This is a genomic window from Leptolyngbya sp. FACHB-261 (assembly GCF_014696065.1).
In the GTDB taxonomy this organism is placed as follows: Bacteria; Cyanobacteriota; Cyanobacteriia; order FACHB-261; family FACHB-261; genus FACHB-261.
Window position 1 is genome coordinate 838,636 of sequence record NZ_JACJPL010000026.1, and the last position, 18,348, is coordinate 856,983.

The following is an 18,348-nucleotide window of genomic DNA, read 5'->3' on the forward strand; positions in this document are numbered from 1 at the left end:
GATTAATCCGCTCCTGCGTTGCCCAACTGCCCGCCGCAAACTCTGCGCTGTCAGGATTGCGCTTGCTAACCAGCCAAAGCCAAACCTACCCAAAGCTAACTCCCCGGTGCTGAGCCTCAGGGGTGGCCTTCAGCTTCAGGAGACCTTCCCTGCTTCAGCCTGCCAACGGTCGAGGTGCGCAGTGGTTTATCAAAATATTGTCCCGAATACTGGGTTGAGCCTATTGAGTCTTTTCTTGGGCAATCAGAGGATGGGCCTTACAGGCTACTACGGGTGAGGCGGTCGAATAGCTAGGGCGATGGTATAGCGCTCTGGAGTTCTCAGGTCGGAAAGGCCGCTGAAAAAAGAATTCCACTAATCTGTTCAAGCTTCCATATTCTTCGATTTTTGAGGGTCGGTTGCCTTGCTTCTTCAGCAAATTCAGCTCAATCTCTTGAGTTGAGGCATTGCCTTTGACCAACCAGCCGCTTGCCTTACTGGCCACCGAGAAGTCAGAGATTTCGATGGGGAGTCTCTCTGCTGATGGCTGCCAGAAAGGAACGAATCTGTCTACATAAAAAGCAGCAACTAGAGAACGCAAGGACCACAGACAACTGCCTGCTCCAGAATATTTATCCAGAACACTCAGGTTTTGACCGCAGTATCCCTGGGTGATTGTGCCGCTTTGTAGCGCACCCCGTTCTACAAAAAAGCGCCAAGTCAAATCTAGGGCACGGTAAGCCAGACCAGGGGACACCACCTCTGGCGCTAAGAGAGTGCCTGTGACCAAGGGGGCTGGCGCAGCGATTCGATAGCAGACACTTCTTCCCATGATGGGGAAGCCATTTTTACCAAATAGATATTTATAGAATTTTAGAAATTCGGCATGGGTTGTTCTAATAAAGTCTGGATCGAATTTAGGGTCAATTTGGTCAAGCCAAAAAAGGCTGTAATGAACCGCCCAAGCGTTGTAATAGTCGATGCCTTTAGGCGGGTCATTGAACCAACCTTCGCTCAAATAATTCTGCTTGTAACGTTGATATTGTTTGGCAATGACTGGGTTATAGGTTGGGTTGTTGATCCCTAAACCCTGTAGAGATTTCAAGGTGATCACAGGAAACAGCAACCAGTTGTTCTTGGCAACTTTTCGGTCTATAACCTGCTCTAGCCAGGTAGCGATCTGAGTCTTTTCCTGATTGGAAAAAGTCGGCCAAACAGATTCGCGGGCAATCCACAAACCCAAAGCTACGTCGGCTGCTTCAACGATGCGCTGATCGTGATTCTCAATCGTGCCCCAGTATTCAGAGTTTTGCCGATCGGTGCCAGCAACTAAGCCCTCATGTAGCAGTTGAATGAGGTCAAGCCGCTCACCGTCGATCTCGATCAGGTTGTCGTAACCAGAGGACAGCCAGGCAGCAGCCAAGGGGAAGAAGCGGGCAAAGCCTTCTAGGGCATCTACTTTTACGCCATGAGAACTGCCTGCGCCTGGATAGTAAACCAGGGCACCATTGGCAGAGCGGTATTTAACAAAGCCCAGGGTTAAGTATTGGAATAAGGCTTTGTAGCGGGTAGCGGGTGGTTCAGATTCTTCAGTCAGAAAGGTTTTTATAAGCCTGGCATCTGCTTGTTCATATCCCTTAAAGGGTTGAACAGCCTGACTCCAACCCTGAAGAGGCGGGTACCTCAGTCGTACGATTGTCCCAAAAACAACAACTATAAGTAGAAAAAACGCCGCCCACTTAACATTTCTCTTACTCATTGAAGGTTTTGCCCCACCCTGGGATGTCTATGCGCTTTTGGAAGCCGAACTGAAAGGAGCCTTAAAGGCTACACAGATTCAGTCCTGCTATCGTCTTGCTAATAGCTTTTGATTGAGGTTCAATCCCTATCCTTATGACTTAAGCCTGGTCAGCTAAGGAGTTAAGACTCCATAAGGCAGTAATTCCTTCACTATAGCACCATTGTGCCAGTAATTACCCTGAAGTGTCAGTATACCTGAACACTCGCGTGTGTTGTGAAACTTCGTGCCTGTCCTGACTCCTCAGTGAGCTGAGTTCAAAAAATCTGTATATTCGCTCACAGAATGAACTCTGGAAAAGCTGATGCCTACTGTCGCATTTTGCGTCACCCGCAGTGGATTTGGGATAGACAAAGCTCTGGAGATTTAGTCGTGCAGCTTGCCTCAAATTCATATCAAGCTATTTGCAGACCTAGATCAGCAGCCCAAGATCAAACGTTGCAGCGTAGCCTTGGCCAGTTTCAGTAAGTGTCAACAATAATTGATCGCCACCATTGCCAAAGAGTCCGTCCTCAGAGTTCTTCAGTGTGCGTTGTCCTTGCCTGGTGTAGGGTGCTTTTGCTCGCACTTGATCTGTCACTGCGTCATCGAAATAGAGCTGAGAGGTGAACTCGTAATCCTGACCTGAGTTTGCCTGGGTGCGTATTTTGAAGTGGATATGAACGGTTCTGCCTGGATACCAACCGGGATAGATGGTTGTGAACTGAACGGTTCCATTAGCATCTGTCACTTGATATCCGCGCAGGAACTTTTGGCCGATGGTGCTGAAACTGCGGTCGCTGACATCTGAATAGATGCCCTTTGCGTCACAGTGCCAGATATCTACGATTGCTCCTACGAGGGGTACGCAACGGGTGCTGCTGGCTTGAGAGATGCGTAATGTCAGTTGAAGCGGTACGCCATCTTTCACGGAACCATCAGAGGGCTCAGAACGGATGTCAGAGCGGTTGAGTCTTTCATCTACAAAATAGGGCCCTTCGGTCTGCTGCGGACGCACCACACAGCCAGGCAAGGCTGCACTAGACAAGACTGAACCAGGTGTTGGTGTTGCAGGATTTGCAGTAGATGATACTTGGGCGGAGGCTTGGCTGGAGCTAGATTTTCTGGGGATGCAGCTTACTAGCAGGGCAGCTCCAGATGCTCTCAATAGGGCCAATGCCTCTCTCCGCTTTAGAAGCCGACCGAGTTGGCGGAGGTTGTTCATGCCATTGCTCTCGAATGCCTTTACTGCTCTATTAAACTGCTTCAGAATGGGGGTTTGCTTCCTGCTTAAATGACAGTTTTGCCCTTGAGGTTTGCTCTTGAAGTTTACTATTAAGGTTTATATTGAGTTTTGCCATTACTGGATGGCTTTTAAGCTCTGGGTAAGTTTTGAGTAAGCTCTGAATCTCTAGCTTCTAGGGGCATACATGATGACCAAAACTCCTAGCAATGCAATCCCACCTCCTAACAGATCAAACTTGTCGGGAACAACCTGATCCACCAACCAACCCCATAAAATCGCCAATGCAATGAAGATGCCACCGTAGGCTGCATAGGCACGACCGAAGTTGACGGGTTGTAGAGTCGGAACGATGCCATAAAGGCCTAGTACCACTACGCCAATGACGGCTAGCCAAATGCTTTTTCCTTCACGCAACCACAACCAAAACAGGTAGCCACCGCCAATTTCACAAAGTCCAGCCAAGATAAACAACAATAAGGATTGAACCACTGCTTGCATGCGTTCACGTTTCTCTCTTGATGGTTGCGGATTCTTAGCTCATGCTAGGAGGAGATAGCTGTTGCTTCTGCTGTTGTCTATTTCTAATTAAGCTCTTTGTTTCACAAATTTGATCTGCTCATCCGCTTGAACTTCTGTAGGAATCCAGCCTAGGTGGAGGTAAAAGCCATAAGCTCTGAGCTTTGGGTCGTTGCCTGTGAGTAACCAGATCTCTTCACTCCCCTGTGCCCATAGCCATTCCTCGGCTCGTTGCATGAGGGCACGACCTGCGCCACGGCCTTCGAAAGCGGGCAGGACAAACATGCCAAAAATCATTTTCTCGGTTGAATTTGCAATTGAAAAGGCGATAGGTTGCTTGTCTATTTCAGCAATCCAAGCTCGGTAATCAGTTCGCAGAATCTCAGCGACTGTTTCTGGGGTGATTCCCAACTCAGCCAGCTCCTCGCGGGACTGATGATTCTCGATGACGCTAGTTCTGATGTTGAAGAGCGTCTCAACATCTTCAAGTCGTGCGTCTCGAATGTTCAAACTCATCTGAACCTTCCACAAGACATATACTTGCCCTCCTATCTTCAACAAACAGCAAGGTTCGCTTCAACGGGATGAACTTCTGGCAAAATCTCAGCAGGTTTGAGGGGAATTGTCTATGCAGAGTCGAGAAATGCCTGGTTTGGAAGCCTTGCAGCGAACTCTGAAAGCTTAACTGAGTGCCCTGTAAGCCTTACAGCCAATTCTGCATGCTTTACAGCCCGCTCTGCGATGCTTCCAGCCCACTCTGGAAGCTGTGCAGAGAACTCTGGAAGCTTAACAACCAACTCTGTAAGCCTTGCAGCGAGCTCTGAATCGAGTAATTACATAAGCGAACTTTATCTTTAGCTTCGCTTAACGATTAGCTGATCGGCGGCTTGCTTTCTCTCGCTTGCACAATGCTCGGCGCTCTGCTAATCTGTGCTGCATCGCACTGAGCGGAGCTTTTGCCTATTGCCAATCGCTGATAATTCACTAAAAAAATTTAGCGCTGCCGAGAAGTTATAAGCCAACTCCTGGGCAGCTAACCCCTCAACTGGTGTATCCCCAGTCAGGAGGCTAACGGGTGATTTTAACACCCATAGCCACCCCGACTTTGCGTGGTCACTTTGAGACCAAGACAGGGTGGCTAATCATTTGGCGGTATCCCGGTAAGGGCGAGGCAACCTCGCCCTTACCCACGACCGCATTCTGGCCCCCCTAACCCCCCAATTCTGGGGGGAACCGGAACTGATTCTTGTTACCGCACTAAACCATTCAAGTAAGGGCGAGAGAACCTCGCCCCTGCCCACGACCGTAGGGTTTCTAACCCGTCAATTGCAACCATGAACCTCGGTAGGGGCAGGGTTTCCCTGCCCGGTGCAACCTTGCCGCAATTGCAAGGGTTTTCCCCTAGGTTTCTTCTTTCTCTTTTACAACCCACATCGCATACACAAACTTCAATCCCCAATGTCACCCTCACATCTATCCCCTTCCCAGCGCCGCTTGCAAATTTGGGATTACATCAGTCGTCAACTCAAGCTAATGCCGCAACTCAAACTGATCTTGTTAATCCTAGCGAACTACACCGACCCGCAGAATCAAAAAGCGAATATTCCCGCGTCCTTGATCATTCGGGACTCTGGTCTGCGCGACGAAGAAATCAAGCGGTTGTTAGCGAGCTTGGAAGCAGCTAACTGGGTGGAAAGTACTCGTGTCCTGACCGATGCTGGGCGATCGGTCATCCTCTACAACCTTTCTGCCCAGTTGCTCAAGCAAGCTCTAAGTTCAAGCTAAGTTCAAGCTGAGAAGCTGAAAGTTGGGATTTTAAGGTCAAGCAGTAGGAGCCGCTAACCCCTGTTCCTCTGCTTGAATACGTTGCTGCATCTTAATGATCTTGGCCCGCAATTCTGCCCGCAACTCTTGCAAGGCTTCAATCTCTTCTTCAGCTTCCTCTAGACAAATGCAGAGTGTAGCTAGTGCCCGCTGCTGACCTTGAAGCTCCAGGGGGCGCTTCTGCGCCAAACCTGGGTGTTGAGCTAAAGCTTGGCAGGGTTCACAGATTGGGCTGGAGACAATCATTTGCAATTTCCTCATTTGAACTTGAAGTAACTATGGCCTAAGCAACTTGTTGAAAAACAGCTGTTGAAGAACAGCTACGGCTAGCTCTGTACTAGAGATTTTCGATGTGTCCAGTATTAACAGAAAGGACATTAACAGGAAAGATAACAGAGTAAAGAGAAGGATCAACCCGGTCCTCAAATTGCAGGTCTAAAGCTTGCTCTTGCAGGGTTGAGAAGTGAGAATTTTCAGAGCGAGCTTGCTCAAGCTCTCCTTGTTTACCAGAAACCCAAAACGCTTGCATGAGAAGCTCAAGCTTTGACCGGGCAATGGAAAACGATTGTTGCAGGTATTGCTGAAGAGACTGTTGGTTGTTCGCTGGCGCTGGGATTGGGTTGAACGTGCTCATATTCAATCTCCTTCACAACAGTGGTTTGTTCCAGGCGCAATTAGAGTGTGCACTTTTCTTCTGGCTTGCAACAGGCAAACTCAGCCAGTAAACCCCTAACTTAAGGGCTTAGCGATCTAAACCTCGTCGGCAGCCCGCAGCACAATCTTGCCGCGAGTCAGTTGCCTGACCTGGGCTGAACCGAAACCGCTGTCCCTCGCACGCTTGCCCTCCGCAGCCTGTAGGTTGCTGCCGCCGCTGTCCTAATCTTGCCCAGATTGCAAAAAGGCAAAGTAAACCTGCGAGGTGCCAACTTAAGGTTTGGACGCAAGGCCGGTTAAAGCTCACTTAGAGCCCAGCTAAAGCCCGTAGGACACACTAAAGTAGATGCCGTCATCCTGGAGGCTATCGCGGCGGTCCTCTATATCGACAAAAGGCAATGCAAAGTCGAGCCGCAGGTTCAGCGCTGCTAGGGGTTGCCAGAGAATGCCCAAACCGATATCGCCCAAAAGCCTCTGACCCTGCAGGAAGTTGGGATTGTCAGGGGTATTCCAGACATAGCCCGTTTCCACAAAGGGAGCAAGCTGCAACGTTGGGTCACCTAAGGCATTGCGCAAAACCGGGATTCGCCCCTCTACGGACAAAGACAGACCATTATCTCCCGCTCGGACATTGGGTCGGTAGCCCCGCAGCGCTTGACCGCCCCCTAAAAAAAATTGCTGGGAAGGCAGCAAGGGATCAGGGGTCAGTTGCAAAGCACCTCGTACAATCAACTGATAATCATTGCCCAACTGCTGAAAGCGCTGCACCTGACCTAGCCAGCTAAAAAATTCGCCGTCTGGAATGCTGCCAGGATTCTCAGTTGCATCTAAAATGCCTAAACCCAGACTCACTTGAGATTGCAAGGCCCAAGCGCCCTGAGTATCGCGTCTCACATAATCCTGGCTGAACCTAAGCACCCGCGTTCGGCTAAAGCCATTCTCATCGGGGCCAATACCAAAGGGGTTGGGGAAGTTCTCGAACAGAAAAGTTTGGCTATCTTGAACCGTGAATCCTAAAGACAGAGCAAACTCTTCCCGCAGCGAACGAATCAACGGTTGGCGATAGTTGATTTCGTAAAACTCACCGCGACTGCGAATGCCAAAGGCAGCAAAATCACGATCTGTAATTCGGGCTGAACTCTGGAAGGTGCGCAGTTGTAGAGCACCTCCCAGAGGGTTCAGGGGGAGACGATAGCTAGCGTCGTAAAGGTTTAGGGCAGCTCTAGGGAAATCCGCTAGATTGAGGCCCACGCCATAGCCAAAGGCAATTTCATCGCCTACTCCCGTCAAGTTTTGATAGCTCAGCGCGACATTAACTTGTTGCGGCGCAATACTGGGAGAAGAATAATTGTTGAAGCCAACTTCTGCATTGAAAGGCTTAGCTTCTATAACCTGGATAATCAAAATACTCTGACCAACGCCAGTTCCAGCTTGTAAACTAGCCTCCACACTTTCAAGCAGAGGATCAATTTTGAGGAGCCGCAATTGCTCTTCCAGCCTGCTGGTATTCAGAGGTCGCCCAGTGCCAAGTTGAATGCGACGACGCACATAGTTTGGATTGAGGCGTTGAGTGCCCTCCACCCGGATCTCTTCAATTCCTCCCTCAATTACCTGAATACGTGTTGTCTCAGTATTCAAGCTTTCAAAATCGAGTACAGCTCTAGAAGTAATGTAGCCCCGTTCCGCATAGAGCCTGCTAATTGCATCTACTGCTGCGCTTAGCTCTTGAAGGCTGACCGTGCGCCCTTGCAAGGGTTGAACAATGGGATTAAGAATTTCTGGGCCGAAGATAGTGCTGCCTCTTACCTCAAGCTGGCGCACTTGAACCAGCGAGGTAGGGGAAGGTGAATTGAAGGGAGGTTCGCTGGGGGCGTCTGGTGATTCTGGTAATTGGCTGAGAGTAGGTAAGCCGTCACTCGGGGCAGCCCAGACCGCCGGAGCAGCCAGCACAGAAACTAAAAGAACTAAAGCTCCTACATTCGCAGCCACACCTCGAGCCTACTTTGAAGTAGGGAAGCTCTGTACGCCCCCCACGGTAATGCCAAGCCTGTGAAAATGCAAATATTCGATTTATTTTTGCTAAAGTTATTTTTGCTAAAAAGTGTGCTGTTTTGAGCGAGTATTTTGGGTTCGCCTATCTCACGCTACTGTGTTCTCCGGCTAGCTTGACCAGCGCCGACTGATGCAAATTCTTTGAAGTTTTTGCAAGAAGAAACTCAATGGCTAGTTTAAATATTCCGTGCAAACGTTCTCGACGCTAATGCTGTCCTAGTGCCCGACTCATTGACTCTAGAGACTTGCGGACCTAGAAAATTTGGTAGGCTCTGCCATTGAGTCACTCCTAATGGCTAATCAGATTGTGAACCGGCACATCGCCGTAAGTGACTTCCTCAATCAAGTGGCAAAGCTCCTGGCTACGAGGAGCGCTCAGAGGTTCATCTGCCCATTTGTCTCGATAGGTCTCCAGTTCCGCCTTTAAGGTTGTTGTGCGATAAATCTGTTCCTCAAGGTGGGAAATCTTCTGATTCAGTAGATCCTGAACCATAGGACAAGCAGAATCACCCCGACGACGAACACCTAGAATCTGCTGGATTTCGGAGAGCGAAAATTGCAGAGACTGAGCTTTTCTGATGAATTGGAGCCTCCTGACCGCTTCGCGATTGTAATAGCGGTAGCCACTCTCACTTCTGGAAGCTGGTTCTATTAAGCCTAAAGTTTCGTAATAGCGGATGGTGCCCACGGCTACCTCCGCTTGCGTTGCTAGCTCGCCGATCTTTAGCAGCTTAGAGTTGGACGACTGATTTGACGACTCAGTTAAAGAACCTTTGGTAAAAGCAACCATAAACTCTCTTTTCTAACCTTGGGTCAATTGTAAACTCTCAAGCCGACTATAGAGTCAAGCGTTGGAATGAGGCTCGGCTACCCCTTGACTCTATAGTCGGCTGAAGGCTTCAGGATAGAGCTATCTGAAATTAGGTATTGACTATGTCGCTCCAACTCAAAGTCCCCAGCATGGCCTGCTCTGCCTGTAGCAGCACCATTACCCAAGCCATTCAAGCCGTTGATCCGACAGCTATTGTGCAAGCTGACCCGAAAACCAAGCAGGTGAACGTGGAAACGCAAGCTTCTGAGACCGCCATTAAAGAAGCAATCGCTGCTGCTGGCTACCCAGTTTCTTAAGTCTAATCCAATCAAAATACGGCTCAAAAACAGTTGAGGTTTTATTGCTATGGATACCCTCACCCTCAAACTGCGAGGCATGAGTTGTGCCTCCTGTGCGGCCAACATTGAACAAGCCCTTCAATCGGTCCCCGGCGTAGTTGGCTGCACGGTTAACTTTGCCGCAGAACAGGCCAGCATTGAATATGACTCTCGAAAAACTGGTCTGGATGAAATTCAACATGCAGTTGATGAGGCCGGTTACGCAGCCTACCCTATGCAAGAGATGGCAACCGGAGAAGACGATGCTGAGAAATCAGCCCGTCTAGCGGAGTTGCAAGATCTCAGACGTAAGGTTTGGCTAGGAGCAATCATTAGCGTTGTGCTGTTGGTCGGTTCCCTGCCAGCGATGACGGGGCTCAATCTGCCCTTGGTTCCTGCTTGGCTACACAACCCCTGGCTACAACTGGTTTTGACTGCGCCTGTGCAATTTTGGTCTGGTTACGCTTTCTATATCAATAGCTGGAAAGCGCTGAAACGCCACACAGCCAACATGGATACGCTGATCGCCCTTGGCACCAGTGCAGCCTATTTTTACTCCTTGTTTGCCACGCTCTTTCCCGGTTTCTTAATTGCCCAAGGTCTAATGCCGGAAGTGTATTACGAAACGGCTGCAATTGTGATCACCTTGATCCTGTTAGGGCGACTCCTGGAGAATCGAGCCAGGGGCCAAACCTCTGAGGCCATCCGCAAACTCATCGGTCTACAGGCCCGAGATGCTCGTGTGATTCGCAATGGGCAGGAGATAGATATCCCGATCCAAGAAGTCGAGATTGGGGATCTAATCCTCGTGCGGCCAGGCGAAAAAATTCCGGTAGATGGGGAAGTCATTGAAGGAGCTTCCAGCGTGGATGAAGCGATGGTGACCGGCGAGAGTTTACCGGTCACAAAGCAGCCTGGCGATGAGGTAATTGGGGCCACGATCAACAAAACGGGCAGTTTCAAATTCAAAGCTACCCGAGTCGGCAAAGACACCGTATTAGCTCAAATCGTCAAGCTAGTTCAGCAAGCTCAAGGCTCCAAGGCCCCGATTCAACGCTTGGCAGACCGGGTAACAGGCTGGTTTGTGCCGGTGGTCATTGGTATCGCAATTCTCACCTTTGTAATCTGGTTCAATGTCATGGGCAACCTGACCCTGGCCCTGATTACTACAGTCGGTGTGCTGATCATTGCCTGTCCCTGTGCCCTGGGCTTAGCCACACCAACCTCAGTCATGGTTGGCACTGGTAAAGGCGCAGAAAACGGCATCTTAATTAAGGGCGCTGAGAGTCTAGAGCTGGCCCACCAAATCCAGGCTATCGTGCTCGATAAAACGGGCACCCTCACAGAGGGCAAACCGGCAGTTACCGACTTTGCCACAGTTGGAAATTTATCTAATAGCAACAAATTAGATCTTCTAAGGTTAGCTGCCGCAGTTGAGCGGAATTCCGAACATCCTCTGGCGGAAGCTGTGGTTAGGTATGCGCAGGGTCACAAATTAGAAATCCCAACAGTGCAAAACTTTGAGGCCATTGCTGGCAGTGGAGTGCAGGGCAGGGTTGAGGGCCATTGGGTGCAAATCGGAACTCAACGCTGGTTAGAGGAGTTGAGAATCGAAACCCATTCTCTGCAAGCAGATAAAACAACTTGGGAAGGTTCTGGTAAAACCGCGGTTTGGCTAGCCGTTGATGGCAAAATGCAGGGACTGATCGGTATCGCTGATACCCTCAAGTTATCTTCAGGTGCAGCAGTTAGAGCTTTACGGAAACTCGGCCTAGAGGTTGTGATGCTGACCGGAGATAACCGCTTAACCGCTGAGGCAATCGCTAAACAGGTGGGCATTACTCGGGTATTTGCAGAAGTTCGACCCGACCAAAAAGCAGCTCAGGTCCGGGCCCTGCAAGCAGAAGGTAAAGTCGTTGCAATGGTTGGGGATGGCATTAATGATGCCCCAGCCCTAGCACAAGCTGACGTGGGGATTGCCATTGGCACCGGAACTGATGTAGCGATTGCGGCCAGCGATATCACGCTGATTTCTGGCGACTTGCGAGCAATTGTGACTGCCATTCAGTTAAGCCGAGCAACTATGCGCAATATTCGGCAAAATCTCTTCTTCGCTTTTATCTACAACGTAGTAGGAATTCCTATTGCCGCCGGAGTTTTGTTTCCCATTTTTGGCTGGCTGCTCAATCCAATTATTGCAGGCGCAGCGATGGCCTTTAGTTCTGTTTCTGTAGTCACCAATGCTTTGAGGCTGCGGAATTTCCAAGCCAAAGTTGTTTAATAATCGGGGAGAGGTTAGCTGATGCTCAACGAAAGCAAGATGTTAGGGAGCCTGGCTAGCTTGGGATTTTTGCTGAGTGCCACCTCAAGCATGGCAGTAGCCCAAACACCAATGGCAATGCCATCCCATTCCTCAGAACAAACCAGCGAACTCCGTCAAATCGAGCAGCCTTTGGCCTTAAAGGTCGGGGTTACTTTAGGCGGTTTAGCCTTGCTCGGCTTAGAGGTCTGGTGGTTTCTGCTCAGTAAGCCAAAATCCCAACCAGCCCAAGCCCATGAGGGCATACAAGAGATGGCAATCACGGTGGAGGGGGGGTATGAACCTAGCAGAGTCGTTGTGAAGGCAGGTCAGCCGGTCAGGCTTAACTTCTTGCGTAGAGATCCCAATAGTTGTCTAGAGAAAGTCCTATTACCCGATTTTCAGATTGCTGAATACCTGCCTCTCAACCAAACGATTTCAGTTGAATTCACGCCAGAGAAGCCAGGTCAGTATGTATTTACCTGCGACATGAATATGTTTCGAGGGGTAGTAGAAGTTCGAGATTGATTTACGTGAGGATGAATATGAATCCATTTGTTAGGGTGACAGATGCCAGTCGCTTAAGCTGAGACGAAACATCTATGACGAGTTCCCTTTTGTCAACCAAGACTCATACTCCGCCAGTTCGACATAGAGATCCGAAACTCACAAGCCGCCATTGAAGCTGGAGATTTTGAGACAGCCTGGGTGACAATGCAAAGGGCGCATATTCTTGGTCAGGCTTACTTTCTGCCTTATGCAATCGCTCATTGGCAGATGTTGAAACTAGCGTTGAGGCAGAGAGATGCCAGAGAGATTTCTGGCTTATCTCGCTGAGCAAGTATTGCTTGTTTGGGATTCAAAAGTAAGCAATGCAGCTAATTCTCATGAGTAATGACCTTAGCTTGATGCTGCCTCTAACCTCGGAAGCGTTACTGTAAAGCGGCTTCCCTGCCCCAATTGGCTCTGCACTTCAATCCTGCCCCGATGCATTTGAGCAATTGCCAGAGAGATTGCTAACCCCAGCCCTGCACCGCCAGTATGTCGAGAGCGGGCAGCATCGACCCGATAAAGACGATTGAAAATGTGAGTCTGTGCTTCAGCTGGAATGCCAATACCAGTATCTTCAACTTGCACCAGGACCGAAGAGTGGATTTGCTTTAGATGAACTGTCACCCTGCCGCCAGCAGGCGTGTATTGAATGCCATTAGTAATCAGATTTGTAAATAGGCGGTACAACTGCTCTTCATTGCCTAAAACGTAAGCAGGCGAGGTGTTGGCAACATCTATGTTCAACTCAACTGCTGCTGATTGAGCTAAGGGAGCCAACTCTTCCTGCAAGTCAGCAATCAGGTCATTTAGGCAGCAAGGCTGAGTGGCAGTGAGTCCAACTGTTGTGTCCGTACGAGATAGCAGCAGCAGATCAGCAACCAGTTGATTAATCCGGTTGTTCTGACGCTCGATGGCTTCCAGGGTTTCCAGGCTGATTTCCTTGCCTGCATAGGCTTTGCTTATGGCAGTCTGAACCAGCGCGCGAGTGGCTGCTAGAGGCGTGCGCAACTCGTGGGCCGCGTCATCGGTGAATTGCTCCATTTGTTGGTAGGAGCGGTAAATGGGTCGCATGGCCAGCCCTGCTAGCCACCAGCCTGATACTCCCACCAGTAGCATTGCCCCTGGGATGCTTAGGAACAGGATGATCTGCAATTGTTGTCGGTGCGCATCGAATTCAGCCATCGAACGTCCCAGTTGAACATAGCCCCAGACTTGTCCATTGGGGTTGTGTAAGTAGTCGTCGATCTGACGATAGCGGCTGCCGTCAGTCGCTGTTAGAGTTCGCCAGCGCTGCTGTTTCAAAGGGGTAGTTGGTAAACCTGAGGGCTGGAAATGGGATTGAGCCAGAATCTGGCCTGAGGGGTCTGCTAAGCGAATGTAGTAGTTTTGCTGACGGGTCACTCCCATCAAGTTGGTTTGATGAACCCCGGCAGCCGACAGAACGTTCAAGATCTCAGGTTGAATTTGACCGGGTTGTCCTAATTTAGGTTGCAGGTAGTCATGAAACGTGCCTGCTAGATCCTCGACTGTTTGGTCGAACCACCAAGTCTCGACTAATGCTAGACAATGATAAAAAAGTAGCCCTCCAGTCAGAACTGTTGCGCCCATCACTCCTGCGTACCAGCCTGCCAAGCGTAAACGGGTGCTTCTAAATAGCTTGTCTAGGGTCATAAATTAGGGTCATCAATCTGGGACACCACTGCGGCTAGAATTCAAGCGATAGCCCACACCAAAAACTGTTTCAATCGGAGGTTTATGGCCTTGACTTGTCAGTTTGCGGCGCAGCAATCTAACCTGGGCTGCGACGATATTACTGGTAGGTTCAACCCCGGTTTCCCATAGTCGGCGGCGAATTTGCTCGCTGCTGAGCACTTGGTTGGGATGTTGCATAAAGTATTCCAGGAGTTGGAATTCTTTGAGCGTCAAACTGATTGCTTCGCCCTGCTGTTGAACACTGTGAGTGTTGTAGTCTAGCTCCAATTCACCCACTTTCAACTGATGCGACTGCAATTGGGGAGGACGGCGCAGTAGGGCTCGCAGTCGGGCTAGCAGTTCTGGGATATCAAATGGCTTAATCAGATAATCGTCGGCTCCTGCATCTAGCCCAGTGATTTTATCGGTTAATCGGTCTTTAGCCGTGAGCATCAGCACCGGCAGAGCATTGCCCTTTGAGCGTAGCAATTGACAAAGTTCTAGCCCAGACACGCCCGGCAACATCCAATCCAACACAGCGAGACTGTAGGGAATTGGTTCTGTGAGTAAATAGGCGCAAGCATCCTCACCATCCAGCGCCAAATCAACAACATAACCTGCATGCTCTAAGGCCTCTTTGAGAGCATGGGCTAAATCCGGCTCATCTTCAACCAGCAGTACACGCATAATAGTCTTGTTCTAACTCAATAATCTACCCAGAATCTAGGTCTACTCGGAAATCAGCAGCAACCCTTTGAAGCGACTCAAATTTCATAGGAATTTCATAACTTTGCGGTAGGGTAAGAAGTAAAGGCCCAATGTAAAGCCTACTCAACACAGTCAATTAAGGACAGAGAATCTTATGAACTCACTCTTAAAAGGCAGTGTCCTGCTTGCCCTCTTCGGTCTGACTCTAGCCGCTTGCTCACCTAGTAGTGCAACTAAACCTGCACCATCATCTGCTTCCCCTACTGCTGACAAGCAGATGATGGACCATTCCCATATGGGTAGCATGGGCGACAGCATGGGTAGCATGAGCCTAGGACCTGCTGATACCGAGTTCGACTTGCGCTTTATTGATGCAATGACCCCTCATCACAAAGGGGCGGTTGAGATGGCTCAAGATGCGCTTCAGAAGTCTCAGCGTCCTCAAATTAAACAACTAGCGCAGGCTATCATTGCGGATCAGAATCGGGAGATTAACCAACTGAAGCAATGGCGGCAAGCTTGGTACCCCAATGTAGGCAGTACTCCTGTTGCCTATAGCTCTCAGATGGGTCACACGATGCCCATGTCTCAAGAGCAGATGCAGAGCATGATGATGAACGGGGATTTGGGACCTGCTAATGCCCAATATGACTTGCGCTTCATCAACCTAATGCTGCCGCACCATGAGGGAGCGGTTGTAATGGCTCAGGAAGCGCTGAGCAAATCCCAGCGCCCCGAAGTTAAACGCTTAGCTCAGAGCATTATCGCCAGTCAGCAGCGAGAGATTAATCAGATGAAGCAATGGCGTCAGCAATGGTATGGACAGTAACTAGAGTTCGATGTGCTGGAAGTTTCTATTGCTCAATACAATCGGCTGTGAGGTTGCACTTAAGTTTCAGATCAGCTGTTGCTGAATGAACATGCATCCAGGCTCTTGATCTCCATCAAGAGCCTGGATAAGGACGCAGCGTACTGCCAGCCAATGGCGAGCTGCGGCAGGCACCCTTGGCCAAAGGGTGCCTAATTTTATTCATCTCAAACTACGAGTTAGTGAAAAGTACTAGGGTCCGGCAGGAGTGAACCAACTGACTTCAAGCTCCTTGGGGGTGAATTGGTATGATATTGGCTATTTCAGAAGCTCACAACTGAAAAGAATTCTGCTCCACCATCTTTAACAGGATCTAAAGAGAAATTCATCTTCAAGTGGTTTTCTTAAGTCGAGAAGCTAATAAGCCTATAAAGATCTAGGTCCTAGCGTTAGTCCGCTAAGACTTGAGGCAAGATACTTGATGTGAGAATGCTAGAAGATACTATGGTCTTGCTGGGACGGACAGCCGCTCATGCTGCGTTCGTGATCTTACGTTATAGTCAGGTAACCCATGATGGCAAGATTGTTGATGGCCATAATCAGGACGAGGAGTAGCAATCCCACTTGGTAATAGTGCCGCGACAGAATCTCTCGATTCACAGCCAACAAAAGAACTGGAAATGTGAAGTGGCTAGTGTAGAGAAACAATTCCTGCACGCCAAAAATGGAGTGTAAGGCCAGATTAAACAAAACGCACAGCGCCACGCCAGTGAACCAAAATGGCTTTTTTTGATACGAAAAGATGTTTGCAAGCAACCCAATTCCAAATAGGCTAAGCCAGAGACCAACACCTATTCCACCCAGGATGTTGTAATCCAACGGCTGGTTGAAAAATGTACAGACAATTTCGATGACTCCTTGCTTTTCTGGCGTGGGCAACTTCAGGTTTGGCTCAAACGCAGGGAACGCCGATACAAAATTGAGCATGAAAAAGTTTTTGAATAGCTCTGAGATCACGGCGAATGGCTGAGTCAGGATACCAACCGCCATATACTCAACTTTACTTTTAACTGTGTCTGCAAAGAAAAAATATTGTGATCCAGGCAATAGCTTTCTTTGAACGAGCGCTAGCACTACACCAATCGATATAACCGCTCCAATATACTCTGCTGTAAGCTTTAATAAGCCCTTGCGTCTCTGCTGTAATAATGTGAGTACAAAACAGATAATGGCCTGAGCAAAATTGGTAATAGTAATACCAAATGATAGCAATCCCACCAAGACCCAACCCCAAGGATAGACTCTACCTGTTTTAAGGCAGATCAGAAATAGGCTATGGACTAGTACGATACTGAGAGCCGCAAATCCATAGGATTCTGGAACGGCACCGAACACCAACTGGCTCATGCTGACACCAAAAACGAGCGCCAGCAACAGGGCGGCACTATACTGTTCGGTTAATAGCCAAAAGCAGACGGCAGACAGCGATACGGCTAAGGCACTCCATAGAGCGTTTAGGATAACAGCAGCGGTCGCCCCAGTCCCCGTTAACTGATAGAGCAAGAACCCCCAGGGATCAATCAGTAGCGGTGTCAAGGGATGAGCACCTTCATGGTTTTTATTCCAACCCAGCGATGTCCAATCCCGAATTTGCTCTAAATTATCGGCTCCCCAAAATACGTAGCGAGTGTGATTAGGTGCTAATGAAAGGCCTAAGACACAATATAGACTAAAGAAAACAATAAAGAGTCCAGCGAATAAACTAATGCTTTGGCTAGAGCCGAGAATTTTCTGGCGAGTGAACTCAAAAAACTCACTTGCAATTTTTGGTTTTGGGTAAATCAGCATCCGCCGTGCAAAAGAGATGCCGAAGGCGAACAGAATGGCTAGGCCATTAACGGTGAAAAATAGTTGGTCAACTTTATCAGCATAATACTCTAACGAATTTTCAGTGCGATTTGAGAATGGTTTGAAGATAAAAATAGACTGTCCGTTGTATAACGCTTCAATAATCGGATGAGCAATTAGCCAATAAACAACAATCTCCACCAAAAACAGCGTGATCAAGAGAGCCAATGGCTTGTTTTTAACGATCCAGTGGTGGGGAGGGTTCATGGTTGTCTCCAACGTCGTTTCAATCGATGTCAGCAGGAGTGAGTTGCTACAGGCTTGCTGATGGCGATCGCCACCACGCCATTAACCATCAAACCAATGCTCTGCCAGCACGATAGAGTAGTCTTTTCATGCAAAATTCATGTGAAATTCATGCAAAATGGCCGTACTCCACAATGAGTTAGCATCTGCGTCGAAATGACACAGCTCGGCACGGATGGGACATGGGATTCGCACAGGTTCCCCAAAGAGCCGTTCCCCTCAGTGTTAGGGATGCGGTAACGTAGCCACTTGAATAGAGCGCCAGCCGCTCAGCCACGCTTCTAGTGCATCGGTGTGACGGCTATCGCTAACTACCATCACCTGGTGACAAGAAAGCTGCATCCTATCCAGCGCTGCGCAGAACGAAAACGGTAATGGCTTTTTTTTCTGGGCTAATTGCCAAGAGGCCCAACTGCTCAGATCAGCATTTAACTTGATATCGCCGTTTGCTATTGGACGATATGAGAAATCGCACTCCTCGAGATTTGGCATGAAGCCATACCTCTGTCTCTGGAGACAGTGCTCATTTTGCAAAACAATCGGATCAGCCAGGTCTAGGGTAAGGGCGCAGAAGAACCGTTGCATACTTACTGGTTCGTACTTACTGGTTGTATACATACTGAATAGAGAATCAAGCTGAATTTGCCTTAGTTTTTGCTGAGGATTTGACTAGAAACCTGTAGATAAGGCCATAGAGTTTTAAGCTCAAGTTCTCAGGTAAAAATAAGGTTTGGCACTAGTTTTCAGAGCCATAATTAAGCTTCTGAGATCAAAATATAGGCAATCCAGAGTGGAATTCCACATCTACAGTCCTGCTCATGAGCCCAACGAAAGGAAGCCTTTATGTCTGAGAGTTTACTCCAGATGCCACCCGTCATTCTGCCTGAGGTTATACCCATTTTCCTACCTCAGCCCAAATTTAAGCTTGGTGAATCGGT

The 18,348-nt window shown here is 49.0% G+C and carries 18 protein-coding genes; 6 read left to right on the top strand and 12 right to left on the bottom strand.

Annotated features, from left to right (window positions below; genetic code table 11):
• Positions 1-220 precede the first annotated feature (220 nt).
• From H6F94_RS19655 to H6F94_RS19670, 4 genes are all read right to left on the bottom strand, one after another.
• A complete protein-coding gene (locus tag H6F94_RS19655; RefSeq protein WP_190803907.1) occupies positions 221-1,738 on the bottom strand; it encodes a DUF2264 domain-containing protein in 1,518 nt (505 codons plus the stop codon).
• 451 nt (positions 1,739-2,189) lie between these two features.
• A complete protein-coding gene (locus H6F94_RS19660) occupies positions 2,190-2,981 on the bottom strand; it encodes an intradiol ring-cleavage dioxygenase (RefSeq protein WP_190803908.1) in 792 nt (263 codons plus the stop codon).
• A 186-nt stretch (positions 2,982-3,167) separates the two neighbouring features.
• Positions 3,168-3,500: a YnfA family protein gene (locus tag H6F94_RS19665; protein ID WP_190803909.1), complete on the bottom strand. Its 333-nt coding sequence runs from the start codon at positions 3,498-3,500 to the stop codon at positions 3,168-3,170.
• A gap of 87 nt (positions 3,501-3,587) precedes the next feature.
• A complete protein-coding gene (locus H6F94_RS19670; RefSeq protein WP_242041266.1) occupies positions 3,588-4,034 on the bottom strand; it encodes a GNAT family N-acetyltransferase in 447 nt (148 codons plus the stop codon).
• 942 nt (positions 4,035-4,976) lie between these two features.
• Between H6F94_RS19670 and H6F94_RS19675 the strand changes: the two genes are divergently transcribed.
• The gene (locus tag H6F94_RS19675; RefSeq protein WP_190803910.1) at positions 4,977-5,303 is read left to right on the top strand and encodes a hypothetical protein; all 327 of its coding nucleotides are present in this window, start codon (positions 4,977-4,979) and stop codon (positions 5,301-5,303) included.
• Between the two features lie 36 nt (positions 5,304-5,339).
• On the opposite strand, the gene H6F94_RS19680 is transcribed toward H6F94_RS19675, so the two are convergent.
• The 4 genes from H6F94_RS19680 to H6F94_RS19695 form a co-directional block, all read right to left on the bottom strand.
• Complete coding sequence (locus tag H6F94_RS19680; protein WP_190803911.1) at positions 5,340-5,588, bottom strand: hypothetical protein; 249 nt, start codon at positions 5,586-5,588, stop codon at positions 5,340-5,342.
• Between the two features lie 91 nt (positions 5,589-5,679).
• A complete protein-coding gene (locus H6F94_RS19685) occupies positions 5,680-5,976 on the bottom strand; it encodes a hypothetical protein (protein ID WP_190803912.1) in 297 nt (98 codons plus the stop codon).
• Positions 5,977-6,314: 338 nt separating this feature from the next.
• Complete coding sequence (locus tag H6F94_RS19690) at positions 6,315-7,985, bottom strand: ShlB/FhaC/HecB family hemolysin secretion/activation protein (protein ID WP_190803913.1); 1,671 nt, start codon at positions 7,983-7,985, stop codon at positions 6,315-6,317.
• Between the two features lie 352 nt (positions 7,986-8,337).
• Positions 8,338-8,838, bottom strand: a complete 501-nt coding sequence (locus H6F94_RS19695; protein ID WP_190803914.1) for a heavy metal-responsive transcriptional regulator — start codon at positions 8,836-8,838, stop codon at positions 8,338-8,340.
• A 143-nt stretch (positions 8,839-8,981) separates the two neighbouring features.
• Between H6F94_RS19695 and H6F94_RS19700 the strand changes: the two genes are divergently transcribed.
• The 4 genes from H6F94_RS19700 (at position 8,982) to H6F94_RS33615 (ending at position 12,333) form a co-directional block, all read left to right on the top strand.
• The gene (locus H6F94_RS19700; RefSeq protein ID WP_190803915.1) at positions 8,982-9,176 is read left to right on the top strand and encodes a heavy-metal-associated domain-containing protein; all 195 of its coding nucleotides are present in this window, start codon (positions 8,982-8,984) and stop codon (positions 9,174-9,176) included.
• A gap of 49 nt (positions 9,177-9,225) precedes the next feature.
• Positions 9,226-11,478, top strand: a complete 2,253-nt coding sequence (locus H6F94_RS19705) for a heavy metal translocating P-type ATPase (protein ID WP_190803916.1) — start codon at positions 9,226-9,228, stop codon at positions 11,476-11,478.
• A 21-nt stretch (positions 11,479-11,499) separates the two neighbouring features.
• Positions 11,500-12,024 (top strand): cupredoxin domain-containing protein, encoded by a 525-nt coding sequence (locus H6F94_RS19710; RefSeq protein WP_190803917.1) that lies wholly within the window; start codon positions 11,500-11,502, stop codon positions 12,022-12,024.
• Positions 12,025-12,147: 123 nt separating this feature from the next.
• Positions 12,148-12,333, top strand: a complete 186-nt coding sequence (locus H6F94_RS33615) for a DUF3703 domain-containing protein (protein WP_396426448.1) — start codon at positions 12,148-12,150, stop codon at positions 12,331-12,333.
• Positions 12,334-12,396: 63 nt separating this feature from the next.
• On the opposite strand, the gene rppB is transcribed toward H6F94_RS33615, so the two are convergent.
• Both rppB and rppA read right to left on the bottom strand, forming a co-directional pair.
• Entirely contained in the window at positions 12,397-13,719 is a 1,323-nt protein-coding gene (gene rppB / locus H6F94_RS19720) for a two-component system sensor histidine kinase RppB (RefSeq protein WP_190803918.1), read from the bottom strand.
• 12 nt (positions 13,720-13,731) lie between these two features.
• Entirely contained in the window at positions 13,732-14,427 is a 696-nt protein-coding gene (rppA, locus tag H6F94_RS19725; protein ID WP_190803919.1) for a two-component system response regulator RppA, read from the bottom strand.
• A gap of 175 nt (positions 14,428-14,602) precedes the next feature.
• Here rppA and H6F94_RS19730 point away from each other — a divergent pair, with 175 nt between their 5' ends.
• Positions 14,603-15,277 carry a DUF305 domain-containing protein gene (locus tag H6F94_RS19730; protein ID WP_190803920.1) on the top strand — a complete coding sequence of 225 codons (675 nt, stop codon included), beginning with the start codon at positions 14,603-14,605 and terminating at the stop codon, positions 15,275-15,277.
• Between the two features lie 528 nt (positions 15,278-15,805).
• Here the strand turns inward: H6F94_RS19730 and H6F94_RS19735 are convergent.
• Both H6F94_RS19735 and H6F94_RS33620 read right to left on the bottom strand, forming a co-directional pair.
• The gene (locus H6F94_RS19735; protein ID WP_190803921.1) at positions 15,806-17,371 is read right to left on the bottom strand and encodes a hypothetical protein; all 1,566 of its coding nucleotides are present in this window, start codon (positions 17,369-17,371) and stop codon (positions 15,806-15,808) included.
• 264 nt (positions 17,372-17,635) lie between these two features.
• The gene (locus H6F94_RS33620) at positions 17,636-18,028 is read right to left on the bottom strand and encodes an HAD hydrolase-like protein (protein WP_396426446.1); all 393 of its coding nucleotides are present in this window, start codon (positions 18,026-18,028) and stop codon (positions 17,636-17,638) included.
• Positions 18,029-18,348: the final 320 nt, after the last annotated feature.